Here is a 14,412-nt window from a genome sequence, read left to right as displayed (position 1 = left end):
CCCCGGTGGTTATGCTGCGTGTTCGGTAGCTGGGTCAGGGAAGTGACCAAATCTGGGTCGTTGCTACATAGAAGACAACAACCCAGAACACTGTTACGGCCGCGACAATCGCCAATCCTTGCGCGTTGGTCTTGGCAGCAGGAACTCCCGCTGGCGGCCGTAACCATTTGTGCAGCAATCGGTTCACGTAGTACGGCATCGTGAAAAAGCTCATGATGAAACTCGAGAGAAGATTGCCGATCAAAAGACCGAGCCACAGTGGCATTTTCAGTGGTGACAGTGCCAAGGTCAACAGCACGACGGTGGGGTACAGACCGACCCACACTGCTACCGCGGTTTTTGTGTCCGACGGTGGCGGTGCCTCGTTGCCGTTCTCGTCGAAGGCAAACCAACTACCGAAGGAATTGTCGACTGTCCGTAGTTCGAAATCATGGAACTTGCGGCCCTCGGCCAGGAGTTCCTGACGCTGCGGTGACGTCAGCCAGGTGTCCAGATGTGCGGCAGTGTCGAAGCGGTAGAGGGTGGTCCACTCGTCCTGGACCCCCTCGACGGGACGGAACAGTTCGGTCCCACGAAAGCCTTCGAATGCGCTTTCGGTCTCACGCAGTCTGTCTTGCCAGGCGAGGAACTCGTCGATGTTGTTGTCACTGACTCGGTGGGTTACGACGACTGTCAGCAAGGGGTCGGGAGGCTTGATCCCGCCGCTCACTACTTGTTGTGTGGCGGGCCCGTCGAAGAACTGTCGGCCTTGATCGAGGTAGTCCTGCCTGGTTGCACTGTTGATCCAGGCCTGAACATGGGCGATGGAATCGAAGCGGTACACGACCACCCAATCCGGTTGGGCGGGTGTCGGAGCCGAGACTTCTGCCCCGAGAAACCCGGTGTAGTCGGCGGCGGCGCGGTTGAGGTCTTTCTGCCAGATCTCGAACGGCTCCTCCCGCCCCGCACGCACTCGCTGACCGATGATGACAGTCGCCACGTTGCCGGCCGACGTAGTCATCGGTTCAGTCCGGTGTAGATCCGCTCCGGAGTGAGGGGCAAGGACCGGAAGCGGGTTCCCGTTGCATTCGCAAGCGCATTTGCCAGCGCTGGCGCTACTGGATTGATGCAACACTCCGCCATGCCTTTTGATCGAAGGGGCCCGACGGAATCGGCTGAATCGACAAGGAGGACCTCGGTGCGCGGTATATCCGCGTACGTGGGGATGCGGTAGTTGCGCAGATTCGGATTCATCATCGTTCCGTTGGCGTCTACGTGGAAGTTCTCGGTGAGTGCGAAGCCGATGCCCTGGGCAACTCCGCCTTCGATCTGTCCACGCACCTGCGCCGGATTGATGATCACACCCGCGTCGGTGGCCTGAACGCTGTACAGAATCCTGATCTCCCCGGTGATTCGGTGAACCGCGATTCGGAAGCCGTGAGTATTGGACACCACGCTGCGCGGTGATCCGTATGCTTTGCGGGCTTCGGTGAATCTGATTCCCCGTGCTCGGCCGGCGTCGACCACTTCGGCCAGAGTGATGCGGACATCTCCACACAGGATTTTGTCGTCGTCCATCGAACATTGATCAAGGGCGACGCCGGTGTGGGATGCAGCGAAGGCGAGCAAGCGGTCACGCACAGCGCTCGACGCTCGAAGCACGGCGTTGCCGGCGACAAACAGTCCGGCGCTGGCGAAAGCGCCTGTGTCGAAACCGGTTCGATCAGTATCGGATTGAACGATGCGCACACGCGAAGGCGTGGTTCCCAGCTGGTTCGCTGCGATCTGGACATGTGCGGTGGAGGTGCCCTCGCCGAATTCGACTGTGCCGATGGCAAGTTCGTACACACAATCGTCGCCGAGAGTGAGCCAGGCCTCCGAGATGTGTTCTGTCGGAGGCGCCGTTTCGTGCAACGAGCTTGCGGTGCCCGTACCGATGAGCCAGTCGTCTCCGAGGGTCGGGACTGGGTTGCTGCTCAAGGCAGCATCAACCAGATCGATGCATTGCCCGAGTCCGTCTTCGGTGAAAATGACGTCGTCCGGGCCGTCTTCGAGCGCGACCAGTGAGTCGCCCGGGCGGACGATGTTGCGTCGACGCACTTCGAGGGGGTCCAGACCCAACGCGATTGCGAGTTCCGTCATCGCTGATTCGACGGCAAAGGCAGGCTGTGTCATCCCGTATCCACGGAGGGCGCCGCTCGGAACACTATTTGTATAGACCGAATACGCATCGAACTTCTTGTTGGCGCAGCGATACAGCGAAACTGCTGCACCGCCGGCGAACAATGTTTCGCCGCCGTGGTTTCCGTAGGCTCCGGTGTTGGAGATGTTGCGGTACTGAAATGCAGTGAGTGTCCCGTCCTTGTTGGCGCCCAGCTTGATTGTCAGTTTCATGGGGTGACGCGGCGACGCTGTCGTGAATTCTTCCTCTCGCGTGAACTCGAGACAGACGGGTCGGCCGGTGTCCAAGGTTGCGAGTGCCACGAGATCTTCACTGATCACCTCCTGTTTTCCGCCGAATCCGCCGCCAACCCGCTTGCAGAACACTCGCAGCTGATCGGGACGAAGGTCGAAGAGATGCGCGAGTTTGACCTTGGCGATCGACGGGGATTGAGAACTGGTTCGGACGTGGAGTCGATCCTCTTCCATCCACGCGATCGAACCGTGAGTCTCCAAGTGGGCATGCTGAACCCGCGGCGAGAAGTACGTGCCCTCGTGAATGATGTCGGCGTCCGCGAATCCGGCCTCCACGTCGCCGACGTGACCGTGGATCTCGAGCAGGATGTTGTGCTCGGGATCGCGGACGAAAGGGTCGTTCGAACCGTGCAAAGCGGGAGCACCGTCGGCCATCGCTTCTTCGGGGTCGAAAACTGCGGGGAGAATCTCGTACTCGACAACCACTTTTCGACGCGCTTCCTCTGCGGCAGCCACAGTGTCGGCCAGGACTGCCACCACGCGTTGCCCGACAAAGCGCACGACGTTGTCGAGAATGTACGTGTCGTCAGGGTCAACCAGGTGGTCGGTGTGGATTGCAGTGGTAAAACGTTTGCGCGGCACGTCTTTCCACGTGTAGACGCGATGCACTCCGGGCACGGTGAGGGCTTCCGCGGTATCGATGGAGAGGATGCGTGCGTGTGCGTGCGGCGAGTGGAGCACCTTCAGGTGCAACATTCCGTCGATTGTTGTGTCCATCGTGTATTCGGCGCGGCCGGTCACCACGTCGGTGGCGGCCGGTGCGCCGACACTGGTACCTACGGCTTCGCCGGGAAGTGCCACTTCGATTCCGCTGACACCGTTGACAGCGTCTTCGATGGCTCGATATCCCGTGCAGCGGCACAGGTTTCCCTTGAGCGCGCGTGGTAGGTCATCTTTCTGGGAGTCCGTCAACGCGGCCGACGTCATGATCATGCCGGCAGTGCAGAACCCGCACTGAAATCCCGGAGCATCGCGGAACTGCTGTTGCATCGGATGCAGATTTTCGGGCGTCCCCAGGCCTTCGATAGTGGTGACCTCGCGGCCTTCGGCGCGAAACGCGGGAGTGATGCAACTGTGGACCGGGTTGCCGGCGACCCAGACGGTGCACGCGCCGCAATCGCCGCCGTCGCAACCCTTCTTGACGCCGTGATGTCCGAGCTCTCGGAGAAATGTTCTCAAACACTGTCCGGGACGGGGCTCTGTCTCGAAGCTGTTGCCGTTCACCGAGTACGTCATGGCTGATCCTCGCTCAGTTCGACGCGTATTTCCTCGGCAAAATGCCGCGCAAGGTGACGCCGGTGGTTGGGGGTGCCGTTGGGGTCGTCGAACCAGACTTCGTCAGGAATGGCGTCGATGCGCGATCGAAGAGTTGTGGCGTCGGGCATGGTCTCGAATGCCAACCGCACAGGACTGGTTGTCCCGGCCGTGATGGTAAGCAGGAGATCCGTGGTGCCGCGCGTCTGCGTAGCGATCATGAAGATCGTCGAACGGCCGAGGTGAGTAAGGCTGAATCTGCGATGGGTGTGACGTTTGCCGAGTGCATGTGCCGGGATGTCGATGCTGCGGAGTATCTCGCCGGGAGCGAGAACGTTCTGGTGGTCGCCGGTCACGAAATCTACGGCGTCGACTGTCCGCTCGGATCCGTCTGTGGCCCAGAGCGTGTAGGTCGCTTCGAGGGCGACTGTCAGTGTGATCATCGGGCCGGCGGGCAGAGACATGCAGATATTGCCGCCGACGGTCGCGGAGTTCCAGATCTTGAACGACGACAGAAATGATTCGCACGCGAATGCAAAGAGCGGTGTTGAACCCCAATGCGGTGGCGGGACATACGCATACAGGTCACGGATTGTGCAGGTCGCGCCGATGGTGAGGCCCACCTCGCTTGGGTCGAGGGGCGCCCAGCCGAGTGTCGTGAGATCTACAAGACGATCCAATTCGGGCTGTTCTACCGAGTACAGCCATGTTCCGCCTGCGAGCCACGCATCGCCGGGACGCCAGATCACTCCGGGGAGATCGGGTGGTCGCCGCACGACGCCGGTAATGGTGTTCAGATCCATGAGCCTGCTCCCCTCGGGGGATTGCCGCGCGGATCTTCGACATTACTGATTACCTGGTGCGCAAATCCAGCATTTCGGACAAATCGGAAGGTTGTCGATCGAAAGTACTATTGCCGGTTTGTTTCTGGAGGTACGGGCGAGGTCAGTTCGGCGATCAGTGCCTGCACGCGTTGCTGGATCTCGTCTCGGATGGGCCGTACCGCGTCGATGCCCTGACCGGCAGGATCGTCGAGGACCCAGTCGCGGTAACTCTTGCCGGGGAAGATCGGGCAGGTGTCGCCGCAGCCCATCGTGATGACGACATCAGATGCCTGTACGGCATCTGAGGTGAGGATCTTGGGGCGTTGAGCGGAGATGTCGATACCGAGTTCGGCCATCGCCGAGATTGCGGCGGAATTGACGGTCTCTGCCGGTGCGGATCCGGCTGAGCGGATCTCGATGAAATCTCCGGCGAGATGGTTGAGGAAACCTGCCGCCATCTGTGATCGGCCGGCGTTGTGGACGCACACGAACAATACGCTGGGCTTGTCGGTCATCTGAGCGAAACCTCTCGGGCGGTGGGGGAGAAGCGTTTACGAAGTGCGAGGGAGACATAAACCAGGCCAACCAGAACCGGTACTTCGATGAGTGGACCGACCACTCCGGCGAGAGCCTGGCCGGAAGTTGCGCCGTAGGTGGCGATGGCGACTGCGATGGCGAGTTCGAAGTTGTTGCCGGCGGCGGTAAATGCGAGGGTCGTGGTGCGCTCGTAACCCAATCCGATAGCGGCGCCGAGGATATAGCCTCCTCCCCACATCAGTGCGAAGTAGGCAAGTAGTGGGAGTGCAATACGGACGACGTCCCACGGCTGGGACGTGATCTGTTCACCCTGCATCGAGAAGAGCGCGACAATCGTGAACAGCAAGCCGTACAGCGCCCAGGGGCTGATCTTGGGGATGAATTTGTTGTCGTACCAGTCGCGGCCTTTGGCGCGTTCGCCGAAGAATCGGGACAGGAACCCTGCGAGCAACGGGATGCCGAGGAAGATCAGGACAGATTTTGCGATCTGCCACGGGGACGCGTCGATAGTGGTCTGCTCGAGGCCGAGCCACCCGGGCAGAACCGAGAGGTAGAACCATCCCAGAACCGCGAACATGATGACCTGAAATACCGAATTGATGGCGACCAGAACTGCCGCGGCTTCGCGGTCCCCGCAGGCTAGGTCGTTCCAGATGATGACCATTGCGATGCAGCGGGCGAGGCCGACGATGATCAGGCCTGTTCGATACTCGGGGAGGTCGGGCAAGAACAGCCAGGCCAGCGCGAACATGAGTGCCGGACCGACAACCCAGTTGAGGACCAGTGATCCGGCCAGGAGTTTCTTGTCTCCGGTGACCGTGTCGAGGCGGTCGTATCGCACCTTCGCGAGTACCGGGTACATCATGATCAGCAGTCCGAGGGCGATCGGCAAGGAGATGCCGTCGATCTGCACTTTCTCCAGAGCGTTATTCAGGCCGGGGATCCATCGTCCCAGCAGCAGGCCCACAACCATGGCAACGCCGATCCAGACCGCGAGATATCGGTCGACGGTGGAGAGTTTGCCGACGACGGCGGGTTTTGTGGTGTCAGAGGCACTACTCATGCCGTGACCTCGATGCCTGCGGCCGCGGAGCATGCGTCAGTAGTGGTCGCGGTGGAACCTTCGACGAGTAGCACAGCGGATAACTGCTGCAGCGCACCGGGAATCACCCAGTAATACACCCAGGTTCCGCGTCGTTCGCAGTCGAGGAGGCCGGCTTGGCGCAGCACTTTGAGGTGATGCGAGATTGTCGGCTGGGAGAGGTCGAAGGTGTCGGAGATGTCGCAGACGCAGGCTTCGCCGCCGGCGTGACTGGCGACCAGACTGAGCAGGCGCAGGCGCACGGGATCGCCGAGTGCCTTGAACATCTTGGCCAGGTCGCCGGCCCAGTCTTCGGACAGGGGTTCACGAACGAGCGGGGAGCAACAGGCGCCGTCATCCGGCAACTCTTGATTCGACATACTTCGATATTGACAGATGTCGAAGCAGTGCGCAAAAGTTCCAGCGCCCGTAGCGCGAAAAGCCGAGTCGGCCTCGACCCCGACAATCGAGCCCGGGCAGCTGAGTTCTTGCTCACTTTCGCTCCCAATCTGTAAACCTGGCCGACCAACATGCAGGTCAGGGCCGTTATAGTCGCCCTATGAGTTCCGAGACGCTCGACACCGACCTTCTGGCGCGCAGGTTTGCATGCCTGGGGGATCCGACGCGCCTTCAAGTGTTACGACTCGTGACTGCCGGTCCCATTTCGATCGATGCGATCGCGCGGGACGCTGCAATCGAGCCGTCGTCGGTGGGCGCGCATCTCGAAGCATTGGTCGATGTCGGTTTTGTCGATATCACGGTTCATGACAAAAAATCCGTGGTCAATGTCGCCGAATCCGCGTATTCGGACCTTGTCGAAGCTGCGACGGTGGTCGCTGCGCGGGGTCAGATTCGCGACACATTGGGATCGCTGCCCGAGGACGTGGTGCTCCGACGGATGAACGACGGCGACTGGGATGCTGTGCGAGCGATCTACCGCGAGGGAATCGATACCGGTACAGCAACATTCACCACATCGGTGCCGCCAATGGAGAAGCTGGATGCGCAGTGGTTGCCCGATCATCGATGGGTAGCGGAGATCGACGGACTGGTTGTGGGATGGGCAACGCTCAGCCCGACATCATCACGCGATTGCTACCGCGGTGTTGCCGAGAACTCCATCTACGTCGGTAGTGCGGCGCGAGGTCGCGGGGTGGGCAAATTGCTTCTGCGCCAGCAAGTTCAGGCTGCCGACGCCGGCGAGATCTGGACTGTGCAGTCGTCGATTTTTCCCGAGAACCGAGCAAGTGTGGCTTTGCATCAGGCTGTCGGATTCCGGATTGTCGGGACGCGTTCCCGTATCGCGCAACTGGAGGGGCAGTGGCGCGACACGGTGTTTTTGGAGCGTCGAAGTGGGACCGCTAGCCTTTAGCAGCACTGACCCCGGCGCGGCGGCCGTAGAAACTGCCGTCGCCCAGCGATGTTCCCGACGCGTACCCACCGGCACACACACCGGCAGTGCAGCGGCCGGCAGCAAACAGGCCGGGGATCGGTTCACCGGAGACATGCAGAACCTCGGAGTTGACGGACGTTCGCAAACCGCCGAGGGTGAATCCGGCAGTGAAGTTTCGTAGGTCCAGCGCGGCGATCGGGGAGCCGATGGGTTTCACCCACTCGGACTTCTTGCCCAGCACGGGATCCTCGCCGCGCTCGGCATGGCGGTTGTACACCTCGACGGTCGACTGCAATGTACCTGCAGGCAAGCCCATCTCGGATTCGAGTTCTTCGACGGTTTCGGCGACCCACTTGGGCCGGAACCGGAAGAACGGGGTGGAACTGTCCGCAGCGGCACCTTCGTCGTACGCAGCTTCGTCGATGATCAGATAGGCCTGATTATCGTTGCGCAGCAACGTTTCCTGTCCGATACGTCCGGGGTATGTGTCTTCGTTGACGTACCGCTGACCGCGAGCGTTGACGAGGATACCTCGCACCATCAGCTGCGGATCACCGAAGAACGCAACTTCAGTGGCATCCATATGCGCCAGGTCCGCGCCCAGAGCTTGGGCCATTCGTATCGCGGTACCGTCATGCTCCTCGATAGCAGCGCCGGGCCGGCCGATCAGGCGCGGAGCGTACGACGCGATCATCGACTCGTTGTACGCGAAGCTGCCGGTCGCCAGCACAACACCGGTCCGGGCACGCACAGCCACTTCCTTGCCGTACTGCTTGGCGATGATCCCCACTACTCGATCACCGTCGACTACCAGGCGCTGAACCCGCATGTCGAGCTCGGCGCGCACACCCAGCTCCTCCGCGGTCTCGACCAGCGGCTTCATCAGCATGTAGCCGCCGCCCTTTTCGCCGGTGCGCTTGCCGCTCATCTGCGGAACATGTCCACGGGGAGCCGGTGTGGCGATGGTGTTGAAGGGTGCTGAGTTCTCGCCGCCGGAATACATGAGTCCGTCGTCGAAAGGCGTTTCCCAGCCGGGCTGGCCGTAAAAGCTCTCCTTGAACGGAACACCGTTGTCGACCAGCCAGTTGTAATGCTCGACGCTGCCGTCGCAGTAGTCGGTGATCTTGTCCTCGTCGGCGCCGGGGCCGAGGGCAGCCATCATGAACGTCTTCATATTTTCCGGGGTGTCCTCGAAACCGAGGGCCTTCTGTAGCGGTGTTCCGCCGCCGAGGTAGATGAACCCGCCTGCCAGTGCGGCCGCACCGCCCCATCCGCTGGTGCGTTCGAGTACCAGCACGTCGGCGCCGACGCGTGCCGCTTCGATGGCTGCGGAGACACCGGCGATGCCGTAGCCCGCAACAACGACGTCGGCTTCGTAATGCCACGTCTCGATGGACTGCGCGGATATCGGACGGATGGAGTTGGCCTCGGTCATGGATGTCGGTCCTTCGCTCGGAGATAGTTCGGTAGTCGAAGTATCTCGGCGCAGGGTCAGGCCGGTATCCGTTTTCGGCGAAATATTGCGTGAGTGCCCGCAACCATGCGCGCAGCGGTACATCCAGTCAGAACCAACTCAGGCCTTTCCGAGGCCCGCTTCGATGCCCTTGTCGAGTTGGGTGAGCATTGCAGTGCTCAGTTCCGAGAGTTGCGCGACCTGATTGTTGTCGAGGCCTTCGAAGATGAGAGCCTGGACCAGGTTGACGTGTCCCGGTGCGGCTTCGGCGACTGTGGCCATTCCTTCGTCGGTCAGAACCGCGTTGGATCCTCGGCTGCCGGGGATTACCTCACGCCTGACCCAGCCGACTTTCTCCAACTTGGTGACGACATGTGAGAGCCGTGACAGTGATGCGTTGGCCCGCTGCGCAAGTGCGGACAGTTGCAGCTTTCGGTCGGGTGCATCCGAGAGCGCCGAGAGCACGAAGTATTCGAAATGTGTTAGTGCAGAATCCCGTTGGAGTTGGGTGTCGAGCGCCGCCGGTAGCCGCGTGACGAGTGAGATGAGGGAGAGCCACGCTTCCTGCTGCTCGGCGGTGAGCCAGGTGGTCGGGGCCGGTGGCTCGGCCTGCGTGTGCTGTTCGCTCATCGGTGGATCTCCTTCTGGTACCGCATGCATGGTGCAGGTACAGAGTCTCAGATGTGTGGCGAGACGGTTCAGTCAGGGAATAGTTGCGGGTTTCAAGCGTTGAGATCTATATTAGGTTGAATCTTCAACTTAAATGAGTTCATCGAACCTCAGGAGCCACTATGTCCGCGACCCCGATGCCGGCGTTGTACCTCAGTCACGGCGCTCCGCCACTGGTAGACAGTGCGCTGTGGGTGAAGCAACTCGGAGCCTGGGCCGGTGATCTACCGCGGCCGACGGCCATTCTTGTTGTCTCCGCACACTGGGAATCTGCACCCCTGACCATCGGATCGACAACCACCGGCACGCCGTTGACCTACGACTTCGGTGGATTTCCTGAACGGTTCTACCGAACCACGTACAACTCTCCCGGCGCTCCGGATCTGGCCGCGCAGGTGGCCGCATTGATGCCTGACAGTGAGCCGGTAGCGACGCAACCGAACCGCGGACTAGACCACGGTGCCTATGTGCCGCTCACAGTCATGTACCCGGACGCAGACATTCCGGTATTGCAGATATCGCTTCCGACGCTCGACCCGGAGCGACTACTTCATCTCGGGCAGAGGTTGCGTCCACTGCGTGAACAGGGTGTCCTGATCGTGGGATCCGGCTTCACGACGCACGGCCTACCGTTCCTGCGGGACCCGTCGCCCGAAGCGAAGGCTCCGGGTTGGTCTGCCGAATTCGACGCCTGGGCGGGGGAGCGATTTGCCGCCGGCGACGTCGACTCGCTGATCGACTTCCGGGCACAAGCGCCCGGGATGCCGTACGCGCACCCGACCATCGAGCACTTCGCGCCGCTGTTCGTAACGCTGGGTGCGTCGTCCGATCCCGAACAGGTTCCGGCCCAGGTGATCGACGGTTTCTGGATGGGACTGGCGAAGCGCTCGATTCAGGTTGCGTAAGTGAGTCAGTTGCGATTTCGGAGGAACTCGACAGCCTGATCGCCGTGGGTGCTTGCTCGGAACTCGCTCGAAATCACCTTGAGGACAGTTCGATCGGTATCGATCACGAACGTGGATCGTTTGACCGGAGCCAATTTTCCGAGCAAACCGCGCTTGACGCCGAACTGCTCGGCAACAGTGCCGTCGGTATCGGCCAGCAGTGGATAGTCGAAGGACTGTGCTGTCGCAAACGTCGATTGCGACTCCACAGTGTCGGTGCTGATGCCCGCGCGCGTGGCACCGACTTCGGCGAATTCCTTGCCGAGATCCCGGAAATGGCAAGCCTCAGCGGTGCACACGGGCGTGGATGCGGCTGGGTAGAAGAACAAGACCAGTGGGCCGTTCTCCAACAAACCGGTCAGCGAACGGGGCGTTCCGTCCTGATCGGGCAGAGTGAAATCGGGAGCTAGCTGACCTGGTTTCATTCGGTCGAGGTTACCCGCGCACGACGCGGCTGTGGGTGAGCCTGGGATGATGGAGGCATGCACGGTGAGCCCACCTCCAAGTCCGCACCCTCGTCCGACACCGCGATTGTCGGTGCGGCGTCGGATTCCACCACTACGCGTGAGCAGTTCCGTGCTCTCGCGGCCGAGCATCGGGTAGTTCCGGTGACACGTAAAGTGCTGGCGGACTCCGAAACTCCGCTGTCGGCATACGAGAAGTTGGCCGGCAATCGTCCGGGAACCTTCATGCTCGAGTCGGCCGAGAACGGTCGATCGTGGTCGCGGTGGTCGTTCATCGGCGTCGGCTCGCCGGCCGCATTGACCGTGATCGACGGGGAAGCGGCCTGGTACGGCAATGTGCCGGCCGGTGCACCGTCAGGCGGCGATCCCATCGACGCACTCGGCGCCACCCTCGAACTACTGCGCTCCGAGCGCCTACCCGATCTGCCGCCGTTGACGGGTGGCATGGTCGGTTTCCTCGGCTACGACGCCGTTCGCCGCCTCGAGAAGTTGGGCAATTCGGCCGTCGACGATCTGCAGATCCCCGAAATGGTCATGCTGCTGGCCGCGGACATCGCTGCTGTCGATCATCACGAAGGCGCGATCACGCTGATCGCCAACGCAGTCAACTGGGACGGTACCGATGAACGCGTCGACTCTGCTTATGACGACGCGGTAGCCCGCCTCGACGCGATGACTCTCGCACTTGCGGCACCGGCGAAGTCGACGGTGTCCACATTTGCGAAAGCCACCCCCGAGTACCGCCGGCAGCGAACCACCGAGAGCTTCGGCGTCGACGTGAAGAAGCTGATCGGCGACATCGAAGCCGGTGAAGCATTCCAGGTCGTACTTTCTCAGCGATTCGAAATCGATTGCACAGCAGCGCCTATCGACGTGTACCGGATGTTGCGCGCCTCGAACCCCAGCCCGTACATGTACCTGCTCAACGTTCCGAACGGTGACGGCGAGACAGCGTTCTCGATTGTCGGATCCAGCCCTGAAGCTCTGGTCACTGTTGCGGAGGGAGTGGCAACTACCCACCCCATCGCCGGGACCCGGTGGCGCGGAGCCACCGAAGAAGACGACATCCTGCTCGAGAAGGACCTCCTCGCAGACGAGAAGGAAAACTCCGAGCACTTGATGCTGGTCGACCTCGGACGCAATGACCTCGGTCGGGTCTGCCGGCCGGGCACGGTCAAGGTGCACGACTATCGGCACATCGAGCGCTACAGCCACGTCATGCACCTCGTATCGACAGTGACCGGGCACCTTGCAGAGGGTAAGAACGCGCTCGACGCAGTCACCGCCTGCTTCCCGGCGGGAACACTCTCGGGTGCGCCGAAGGTACGAGCAATGCAGTTGATCGAAGAACTCGAACCCACGAGGCGCGGTGTTTACGGCGGAATCGTCGGATACCTCGATTTTGCGGGCGACGCAGACACAGCGATCGCCATCCGCACCGCTCTGATCAAGGACGGCATCGGATACGTGCAGGCCGGCGCCGGAATCGTAGCCGACTCCGATCCGGTCTACGAGGACACCGAAGCACGCAACAAGGCAATGGCAGTGCTCAGCGCTATCGCGTCGGCGCACACATTGCGCACCATCGGAGGTGAAGGCAAATGAGCGAACAGGCTTCGAATGCGGCAGGAGCCGACTCGACGAAGTCTCGTTCGGGACGTAGTTCCGCAATGTTGACGACGCTGCTCTTGGCGTTGGCTGCCGCCGCGCTGTGGGGCAGTTCGCGGATGACCTGGGTGAGCGTCGTTTCCAACGACGGCAAGACCCTCGAGCGGACTACCGACCTCGACGGTAGTATCTGGGCGGCGGCGATGACGCCATTGGCGCTGGCGCTGCTGGCGGCAATTGCCGCGTCGTTCGCGGTGCGTGGATGGGCCGTTCGGATCGTCGGACTGATGGTGGCGCTGGTCGGTGTTGCGGTTGCGGTTCCGGCGGTTCAGTTGATGGTCTCGGGGGCTTCGGCTGATCGCGCGGCCGATCTTGCCGAGCTGTCGAGTCATCTCGAAGAGGTCTCCACCGACGTTTCGATATTGCCGGCGGTACTGGCACTGTTCGGAGCGATTGCGGCGTTCGCGGCCGCGGCTTTGCTCATGCGAAAGCCGAAGGCCGGCGCCGGCCTGTCGTCGAAATACGACAACCCCGCTGCCCGACGAGAGGCCGCGGCAAAGCTCGGGCAGGGAAGTAGCGGCGAGTCCGACGAGCCTGTGACACAACGGATGCTGTGGGATGCGCTCGACGCCGGCGAGGATCCGACGCTCGACGCCGACGATCGAGATCCCGGCAAGGATTCACGATCCTGACGTCGGTTTTGCCTGAATTTTGACGGCGTGGGTACCCGGACGGAGTACCAAAAAATCGCCCAACTAGGCTGACCACATCCTGATGACGTAACTCACATCAGACTCTTGCCCAGAAAGGATTCGGGCCACGATGACCGTACTCGACTCGATTCTCGACGGGGTGCGCGCAGATGTCGCCGCCCGCGAAGCCGTACTCGACTTCGCTGCAGTCAAGGCTGCCGCGGCCGCTGCGCCACCGGCACTCGATGCTGTAGCGGCACTTCTCGAACCGAGCATCGGCGTCATCGCCGAGGTGAAGCGCGCGAGCCCCTCCAAGGGCGCTCTTGCCGACATTGCCGATCCCGCAGAGTTGGCCGCGGCCTACCAAGCGGGCGGCGCTCGAATCATCAGCGTTCTCACTGAGGAACGACGCTTCCACGGTTCGCTCGCCGATCTTGACGCAGTCCGAAAGGCAGTCACGATTCCGGTGTTGCGCAAGGACTTTATCGTCGGTCCGTACCAGATTCACGAAGCTCGGGCGCACGGCGCCGACGTCATTCTGTTGATCGTGGCGGCACTGGAACAGCAGGCACTCGCCTCGCTGATCGATCGCACCGAATCCTTGGGAATGACGGCACTCGTCGAGGTTCACACCGAAGAAGAGGCAAACCGCGCCCTCGAAGCCGGTGCCAAGGTCATCGGTGTCAACGCACGCGACCTCAAGACCCTTGAAGTCGACATGAACACCTTCGGTCGGATCGCTCCCGGGCTACCCACCGAAACGATCAAGATCGCCGAGTCCGGAGTTCGCGGTACTGCCGATCTGCTGGCCTACGCCGGAGCTGGAGCCGACGCTGTTCTGGTCGGCGAGGGCCTCGTGACCAGTGGAGATCCGCGCAAGGCTGTTGCTGATCTGGTCAACGCCGGGGCGCACCCTTCGTGCCCCAAACCATCTCGCTGAGCTGACCGACTGCTCGGGTGCCGTTTGTCCGCGCCCGGGCGGTGACATTTGCCCGTACCCGGGCGGTGACCACCGCCACGCTTGGGGCAGACTGGGGGA

Annotated in this window: 14 protein-coding genes; 5 read left to right on the top strand and 9 right to left on the bottom strand. The window is 61.6% G+C overall.

What is annotated here, in order from left to right; all coding sequences use genetic code 11:
• Positions 1 to 34 precede the first annotated feature (34 nt).
• The 6 genes from BDB13_RS20960 to BDB13_RS20935 all read right to left on the bottom strand — a co-directional run bounded on the left by BDB13_RS20960 (position 35) and on the right by BDB13_RS20935 (position 6,530).
• Positions 35 to 1,000, bottom strand: a complete 966-nt coding sequence (locus BDB13_RS20960; RefSeq protein ID WP_094273527.1) for an antibiotic biosynthesis monooxygenase — start codon at positions 998 to 1,000, stop codon at positions 35 to 37.
• On the bottom strand, positions 997 to 3,690 hold the full coding sequence (locus BDB13_RS20955) for a molybdopterin-dependent oxidoreductase (protein WP_094273526.1): 2,694 nt from the start codon (positions 3,688 to 3,690) through the stop codon (positions 997 to 999). Before BDB13_RS20955 ends, BDB13_RS20960 begins: the two co-directional genes overlap by 4 nt.
• Complete coding sequence (locus BDB13_RS20950; RefSeq protein WP_094273525.1) at positions 3,687 to 4,511, bottom strand: FAD binding domain-containing protein; 825 nt, start codon at positions 4,509 to 4,511, stop codon at positions 3,687 to 3,689. The genes BDB13_RS20955 and BDB13_RS20950 overlap by 4 nt, the downstream gene beginning before the upstream one ends.
• A gap of 107 nt (positions 4,512 to 4,618) precedes the next feature.
• Positions 4,619 to 5,047, bottom strand: coding sequence for an arsenate reductase ArsC (locus BDB13_RS20945; RefSeq protein ID WP_094273524.1), 429 nt, complete (start codon positions 5,045 to 5,047; stop codon positions 4,619 to 4,621).
• Positions 5,044 to 6,132, bottom strand: coding sequence for an ACR3 family arsenite efflux transporter (gene arsB, locus BDB13_RS20940; protein WP_094273523.1), 1,089 nt, complete (start codon positions 6,130 to 6,132; stop codon positions 5,044 to 5,046). The genes BDB13_RS20945 and arsB overlap by 4 nt, the downstream gene beginning before the upstream one ends.
• Positions 6,129 to 6,530, bottom strand: a complete 402-nt coding sequence (locus BDB13_RS20935; protein ID WP_094273522.1) for an ArsR/SmtB family transcription factor — start codon at positions 6,528 to 6,530, stop codon at positions 6,129 to 6,131. Before BDB13_RS20935 ends, arsB begins: the two co-directional genes overlap by 4 nt.
• A gap of 179 nt (positions 6,531 to 6,709) precedes the next feature.
• Here BDB13_RS20935 and BDB13_RS20930 point away from each other — a divergent pair, with 179 nt between their 5' ends.
• Positions 6,710 to 7,522 (top strand): helix-turn-helix domain-containing GNAT family N-acetyltransferase, encoded by an 813-nt coding sequence (locus BDB13_RS20930; protein ID WP_094273521.1) that lies wholly within the window; start codon positions 6,710 to 6,712, stop codon positions 7,520 to 7,522.
• Here BDB13_RS20930 and BDB13_RS20925 read toward each other — a convergent pair.
• Positions 7,512 to 8,978 carry an FAD-dependent oxidoreductase gene (locus BDB13_RS20925; RefSeq protein WP_094273520.1) on the bottom strand — a complete coding sequence of 489 codons (1,467 nt, stop codon included), beginning with the start codon at positions 8,976 to 8,978 and terminating at the stop codon, positions 7,512 to 7,514. The two genes, BDB13_RS20930 and BDB13_RS20925, sit on opposite strands and share 11 nt — an antisense overlap.
• A 138-nt stretch (positions 8,979 to 9,116) precedes the next feature.
• On the bottom strand, positions 9,117 to 9,626 hold the full coding sequence (locus tag BDB13_RS20920) for a MarR family winged helix-turn-helix transcriptional regulator (protein WP_094273519.1): 510 nt from the start codon (positions 9,624 to 9,626) through the stop codon (positions 9,117 to 9,119).
• 161 nt (positions 9,627 to 9,787) lie between these two features.
• Between BDB13_RS20920 and BDB13_RS20915 the strand changes: the two genes are divergently transcribed.
• Positions 9,788 to 10,570: a dioxygenase family protein gene (locus BDB13_RS20915; RefSeq protein ID WP_094273518.1), complete on the top strand. Its 783-nt coding sequence runs from the start codon at positions 9,788 to 9,790 to the stop codon at positions 10,568 to 10,570.
• Positions 10,571 to 10,575: 5 nt separating this feature from the next.
• Here BDB13_RS20915 and BDB13_RS20910 read toward each other — a convergent pair whose 3' ends face one another.
• The gene (locus BDB13_RS20910; protein WP_094273517.1) at positions 10,576 to 11,034 is read right to left on the bottom strand and encodes a peroxiredoxin; all 459 of its coding nucleotides are present in this window, start codon (positions 11,032 to 11,034) and stop codon (positions 10,576 to 10,578) included.
• A 57-nt stretch (positions 11,035 to 11,091) separates the two neighbouring features.
• Between BDB13_RS20910 and BDB13_RS20905 the strand changes: the two genes are divergently transcribed.
• The 3 genes from BDB13_RS20905 to trpC all read left to right on the top strand — a co-directional run bounded on the left by BDB13_RS20905 (position 11,092) and on the right by trpC (position 14,313).
• Complete coding sequence (locus tag BDB13_RS20905; protein ID WP_094273516.1) at positions 11,092 to 12,678, top strand: anthranilate synthase component I; 1,587 nt, start codon at positions 11,092 to 11,094, stop codon at positions 12,676 to 12,678.
• On the top strand, positions 12,675 to 13,373 hold the full coding sequence (locus BDB13_RS20900; protein WP_094273515.1) for a TIGR02234 family membrane protein: 699 nt from the start codon (positions 12,675 to 12,677) through the stop codon (positions 13,371 to 13,373). The genes BDB13_RS20905 and BDB13_RS20900 overlap by 4 nt, the downstream gene beginning before the upstream one ends.
• A 130-nt stretch (positions 13,374 to 13,503) precedes the next feature.
• Positions 13,504 to 14,313, top strand: a complete 810-nt coding sequence (gene trpC, locus BDB13_RS20895; protein ID WP_094273514.1) for an indole-3-glycerol phosphate synthase TrpC — start codon at positions 13,504 to 13,506, stop codon at positions 14,311 to 14,313.
• Positions 14,314 to 14,412 lie beyond the last annotated feature (99 nt).

The organism is Rhodococcus sp. OK302 (assembly GCF_002245895.1).
Classification (GTDB): Bacteria; Actinomycetota; Actinomycetes; order Mycobacteriales; family Mycobacteriaceae; genus Rhodococcus_F.
Note: the sequence above shows the minus strand (reverse complement) of the source record. Positions and strands in the feature narration are given on the sequence as shown.

What these genes read in the sequence shown, in the direction of transcription:
- BDB13_RS20960 (WP_094273527.1), bottom strand. Translation starts at nt 1,000, where the DNA reads ATGACTACGTCGGCCGGCAACGTGGCGACTGTCATCATCGGTCAGCGA.
- BDB13_RS20955 (WP_094273526.1), bottom strand. Translation starts at nt 3,690, where the DNA reads ATGACGTACTCGGTGAACGGCAACAGCTTCGAGACAGAGCCCCGTCCC.
- BDB13_RS20950 (WP_094273525.1), bottom strand. Translation starts at nt 4,511, where the DNA reads ATGGATCTGAACACCATTACCGGCGTCGTGCGGCGACCACCCGATCTC.
- BDB13_RS20945 (WP_094273524.1), bottom strand. Translation starts at nt 5,047, where the DNA reads ATGACCGACAAGCCCAGCGTATTGTTCGTGTGCGTCCACAACGCCGGC.
- arsB (WP_094273523.1), bottom strand. Translation starts at nt 6,132, where the DNA reads ATGAGTAGTGCCTCTGACACCACAAAACCCGCCGTCGTCGGCAAACTC.
- BDB13_RS20935 (WP_094273522.1), bottom strand. Translation starts at nt 6,530, where the DNA reads ATGTCGAATCAAGAGTTGCCGGATGACGGCGCCTGTTGCTCCCCGCTC.
- BDB13_RS20930 (WP_094273521.1), top strand. Translation starts at nt 6,710, where the DNA reads ATGAGTTCCGAGACGCTCGACACCGACCTTCTGGCGCGCAGGTTTGCA.
- BDB13_RS20925 (WP_094273520.1), bottom strand. Translation starts at nt 8,978, where the DNA reads ATGACCGAGGCCAACTCCATCCGTCCGATATCCGCGCAGTCCATCGAG.
- BDB13_RS20920 (WP_094273519.1), bottom strand. Translation starts at nt 9,626, where the DNA reads ATGAGCGAACAGCACACGCAGGCCGAGCCACCGGCCCCGACCACCTGG.
- BDB13_RS20915 (WP_094273518.1), top strand. Translation starts at nt 9,788, where the DNA reads ATGTCCGCGACCCCGATGCCGGCGTTGTACCTCAGTCACGGCGCTCCG.
- BDB13_RS20910 (WP_094273517.1), bottom strand. Translation starts at nt 11,034, where the DNA reads ATGAAACCAGGTCAGCTAGCTCCCGATTTCACTCTGCCCGATCAGGAC.
- BDB13_RS20905 (WP_094273516.1), top strand. Translation starts at nt 11,092, where the DNA reads ATGCACGGTGAGCCCACCTCCAAGTCCGCACCCTCGTCCGACACCGCG.
- BDB13_RS20900 (WP_094273515.1), top strand. Translation starts at nt 12,675, where the DNA reads ATGAGCGAACAGGCTTCGAATGCGGCAGGAGCCGACTCGACGAAGTCT.
- trpC (WP_094273514.1), top strand. Translation starts at nt 13,504, where the DNA reads ATGACCGTACTCGACTCGATTCTCGACGGGGTGCGCGCAGATGTCGCC.